Consider the following 4,397-nt stretch of genomic DNA (forward strand, 5'->3'; position numbering starts at 1 on the left):
GGGATCGTGTCTCATGAATCTTCCGTTGTCCCGCCGTCAAGTGTTGGCCCGCATGGGCACCGGGTTGGGGAGTCTCGGGCTGGCCGCCATGCTCAACGACGAGCAATTGCGGGCGGCTCCGTCGGCGGCCGGGGCGGCGGTGTCGCCGTTGGCGCCGAAGACGCCGCACTTCAAGCCGCGGGCCAAGCGGATCATTCACGTGTTCATGAACGGCGGGCCTTCGCAGGTGGACACCTTCGACCCGAAGCCGTCGCTCGTCAAATACAACGGGCAAAAGCCGCCGACGGCCGACATCAAGACGGAACGCCGCACCGGCAACCTGATGCAGTCCCCGTTCAGCTTCAAGAAGTACGGCCAGTCGGGGATCGAGGTTTCGGAACTCTTCAAGAACGTCGGCGAGTGCATCGACGATGTGTGCGTGATCCGGTCGATGCACACGAATGTGCCGAACCATGAACCGTCGCTGTTGATGATGACCTGCGGGGACCAGCAACCCGTCCGGCCGAGCATGGGGTCGTGGCTGCTGTACGGCCTCGGCAGCGAGAACCAGAATCTGCCCGGCTTCGTGGTGATGTGCCCCGGCAAGCCAGTCGTCGGGCCGCAACTGTGGAGCAACAGTTTCCTGCCGGGGATCTATCAGGGAACGCACATTAACAACCGGAAGTTCGACCCGAAGACGGTGATTCCGCACCTGAGCAACACGAACCTCTCGATGGCCTCGCAGCGGGAACAGATGGACTTGTTGAAGTCCATCAACCAAGCCCACTTGGCGAAGCGGCCCGGCGATGCCGCGTTGGAAGCCCGCATCCAGTCGATGGAAATGGCCTTCCGCATGCAGTTCGAGGCGGCCGACGTGTTCGACCTGACGAAGGAAACCCAAGTCACCCGCGACATGTACGGGAACGGCCAGTTCGGCGAATCATGCCTCGTCGCCCGGCGCTTGGTGGAACGCGGCGTCCGCATGGTGCAAATTTACACCGGCGACGGCCAGCCGTGGGACGACCACGGGGATATCAAGGACCACGCCACCAAGGCCAAGCAGGTTGACCAGCCGATCGCGGCCCTGCTGAAAGACCTGAAACAACGCGGCCTGCTGGAAGACACGCTTGTCCTCTGGGGCGGCGAATTTGGCCGCACGCCGACAAGCGAGGGCGCCAAGGGCCGCGACCACAACAGCCACGGTTTCAGCGTGTGGCTGGCCGGCGGCGGCGTGAAAGGGGGCCTGGCCTACGGCAAGAGCGACGAATTCGGCTTCGCCGCCGCCGAAAACAAGATGCACGTCCACGACTTGCACGCCACCATGCTGCACCTGATGGGCCTCGACCACGAAAAACTCACCTACCGCTACAGCGGCCGCGACTTCCGGCTGACGGATGTCGAGGGGGTGGTGAACAAGGATATCATCCGGTAAGCAGGCGATATCTGGCGTTGGTTGTTGAACCCCAAGAGCCCCGCTGCGTGAGCGGCGGGGGTGGTTTTCCGAAAGTGAGAGCCACCCCCGCCGCTTACGCAGCGGGGCTCTTGGGGTTATCACACAATATGTCTGGCATTTCTGATCTTCCCTTTTCATCTCTGTCTCTCAACCGCAATGATTCACGCAATCAAGAGGGCGAATCATGACTGAAGAGGAATGGCTGGCGTGTGCCGATCCTGACAAAATGCTGGAGTTCATCCGAGAGAACACTACCGAGCGGAAACTGCGGCTCTGTGCACTCGCATGTTGCTCACGTGTCTGGAGTCTGCTCACCGATGAGCGGAGCAGGCGTGCTATTATCGTTGCCGAAAATTGGACGGATGGTCTCGCCACTCTTGATGAATTAGATGAAGCCCGAGAAAATGCGAGTGATGCTTGTGGCACCACCCATAACCATGCGGTGGCAGATGGCTGGACCGCTGCGACTTGGGTCGTCAATGCCGCTGCCAATGCGGCATACGGGGTATGCGGGCATCATTTAAACTGGTTACACGACGTTGAATTGTTCGAGACACCTTTATGGTCTGCCAGAGCCGTGGCCGGCCCGGAAGTCGAACCCGCAGTGAACGCACTTGGTCGGACAGAAGGTCTTGGTCTGGAGATGTCTCGACAGTGCCAGTTTTTCAGATGCGTCATTGGTAACCCCTTTCGTCCCGTCACATTCAATCAAACGTGGATCACGTTCGATGTGAGAATGATCGCCACCGGCACCTATGAAGACAAAGCCTTTGAACGCCTCCCGATTTTGGCAGATGCCTTGGAAGACGCCGGTTGCGACAACATGGATATCTTGAGCCATCTGCGGGGAGATGGCCCGCATGTTCGGGGATGTTGGGCACTCGATTTGATTCTTGGGAAGTCTTGAACATCCCGGACAAACCTGTTCCGGTAATTGTCCAATTCACCTCTAGCCGGTATGTTTGCTTTCAAAGTACCTTAGCTGATTTTCATATGCAACCAAGGAATTAATATGCAGAAAGGAATGCAAGAATTGATATGGATGCTGCAAGCAAATCGTCAGGCGAGTGGCCGCAAAAAGCGTCTCTTTGCATGTGAATGCTACCGTCATTTGTGGGCAAAATATCCCCCTGAGGATGCGGCATGGAGTGTGCTTGGCATTTGTGAACGTCATGCGGAAGGGGTGGCGTTGAAGAATGAGTTTTATCAGATGCGTAAATCGTTTCCTGATGAGCGGATGGCAATCGGAAATGCTGACGAAGCTGCGAAGACAACGTCACTCTACTGTCTCCAAAAAGTGTGGGACTCAATAGGTGGTGAAAACCATCATCCGTCTGACTATAGGTTGTATGCAGAAGAAGCTGAATCTCAATCAAGTTTAATTCGAGAAATATTTGGCGATCCTTTTCGCCCTACGTCCGTAGAGCCTTTTTGGCTTACGTCCGAAGTCGTCGCCCTCGCCCAGACGATCTACGAACAACGGGCGTTCGACCGTTTGCCGATTTTGGCCGACGCCCTGGAAGACGCTGGGTGCTCGAACGAGGACATTTTGACCCACCTTCGGGGCGACGGCCCGCATGTACGAGGGTGTTGGGCACTCGACTTGATACTCGGTAAGTCCTGAACTCCGCTGAGTAGTATCCCCAGTACTTGTTACGGTAGTGGACCACCCCGACTTTTTTAGAACGGCGAACCTGACTGAAAGCATTTGTTTTCGAGGGTATTGAGATACCCGTCCGGCATGATTGTCGCCGTGCCGGTGATCTGGTCTCCCGGCGGGAGCCGAGGCAGGGCTTCATCTGACGGGTGAGGGATGCGGATGTCTGCCCGATTCTTGGTCGAGTTCGCCGGGGCCGGGCACACGACGGATCTTGTTCATTCAATCCAACCGGGAATCCGGCTGGCCGTCGGCTTCTTTGCCTTTGAGGGCGGCCAGGATGGCTTCGGTGCAGGTGTCTTCGCTCAACAGGCCGGAGTTTAGAACCAAGTCAAAGTCGTAAGGCTCGGCGCTTCGCATTCCGAATCGTTTCAGCAAAAACTCGGCCCGGCGTTCGTCTCGCATTTGCACCTGCCGGGCGGCTTCTTCCGGGCTGAGGCGGAGCCAGTCGGCCATGTGGGCGACGCGGTTTGTTCGTGGGGCGATGATCCGCACATGCAGGGAGATTTCCCTCGGCAGGTAATACCCGGCCCCGCCTCCCACCACCAGCACCTGACCGCGCGAGGCGAGGGAGAGCAGCAACCTCGGCATTTCGTCCGTGTCCGAATCCTTCGGGAATCGGCCGTCCCGGCGCAGGCGGTCCAGTTGGGTGTTCACCCAGACAGTGGCATCAAGGGGGATATCCGAGAGGATTGATTGTCGGGCGGCCTCGTTGGCGCACAGGAATTCGAGCAATTCCCGCGTGTATACCTGCCAGCCAAGCCGCTGGCCCACGCGGCGGGCGATGCTGCCGCCGCTGGCCCCGGATTCCCGGCTGATGGCGATGGTCAATCCCGCCGGGGCGCCGGGGCGTTCCCGGTTGTCACCCCGATTGCCGTGCAACGGCCCGATAAATGGATCAATAGGCATACCAAAAACTTATCGGAAGGCTCACGCATCGTCACGGTATTCGTTGCGGGCAAACAGCCACATGCCGATGCCTGTCAGAGCAACCGTTGCCCCGATGAGGGCCACCCACGCAAACGTCGGGCTGACCGGCACGAACAGAGAGGATGATTCGGTGGGGACGTCGTGCTGTTCACCGGCGTGATACAGAAGGCAGCGCGTGTAATAATTCAGGCTCAATCGCTTCAACGTGCCGGGGATGGGCAGTTCGCTCAACATCGTCTCGAAGAAGAACGCATAGAGCAACCCCACCACCGCCGGGCGGGTGAACAACGCCCCGAACAGGTGGAAGATGGCCGCGAACGCCAGGCTCCCCGCGAACACGCCGGGGGCATACCACACGAACGCTTCCCGGCCGACATC

At 58.7% G+C, this 4,397-nt stretch carries 5 protein-coding genes; 3 read left to right on the forward strand and 2 right to left on the reverse strand.

Annotated elements, in window-relative coordinates; genetic code table 11:
* Nucleotides 1-13: 13 nt before the first annotated feature.
* The 3 genes from BGIM_RS0126715 (at nucleotide 14) to BGIM_RS67285 (ending at nucleotide 3,056) form a co-directional block, all read left to right on the forward strand.
* The gene (locus BGIM_RS0126715) at nucleotides 14-1,411 is read left to right on the forward strand and encodes a DUF1501 domain-containing protein (protein WP_020472772.1); all 1,398 of its coding nucleotides are present in this window, start codon (nucleotides 14-16) and stop codon (nucleotides 1,409-1,411) included.
* 205 nt (nucleotides 1,412-1,616) lie between these two features.
* Nucleotides 1,617-2,339, forward strand: coding sequence for a hypothetical protein (locus BGIM_RS67280; RefSeq protein ID WP_020472773.1), 723 nt, complete (start codon nucleotides 1,617-1,619; stop codon nucleotides 2,337-2,339).
* A 105-nt stretch (nucleotides 2,340-2,444) separates the two neighbouring features.
* Entirely contained in the window at nucleotides 2,445-3,056 is a 612-nt protein-coding gene (locus BGIM_RS67285; protein WP_020472774.1) for a hypothetical protein, read from the forward strand.
* Nucleotides 3,057-3,311: 255 nt separating this feature from the next.
* On the opposite strand, the gene BGIM_RS0126735 is transcribed toward BGIM_RS67285, so the two are convergent.
* Nucleotides 3,312-3,998, reverse strand: a complete 687-nt coding sequence (locus tag BGIM_RS0126735; RefSeq protein ID WP_020472776.1) for a cytidylate kinase-like family protein — start codon at nucleotides 3,996-3,998, stop codon at nucleotides 3,312-3,314.
* A 21-nt stretch (nucleotides 3,999-4,019) separates the two neighbouring features.
* A partial coding sequence (locus tag BGIM_RS66005) for a hypothetical protein (protein WP_193789018.1) occupies nucleotides 4,020-4,397 on the reverse strand: 378 nt, incomplete at its 5' end.

The organism is Zavarzinella formosa DSM 19928, from assembly GCF_000255705.1.
In the GTDB taxonomy this organism is placed as follows: Bacteria; Planctomycetota; Planctomycetia; order Gemmatales; family Gemmataceae; genus Zavarzinella; species Zavarzinella formosa.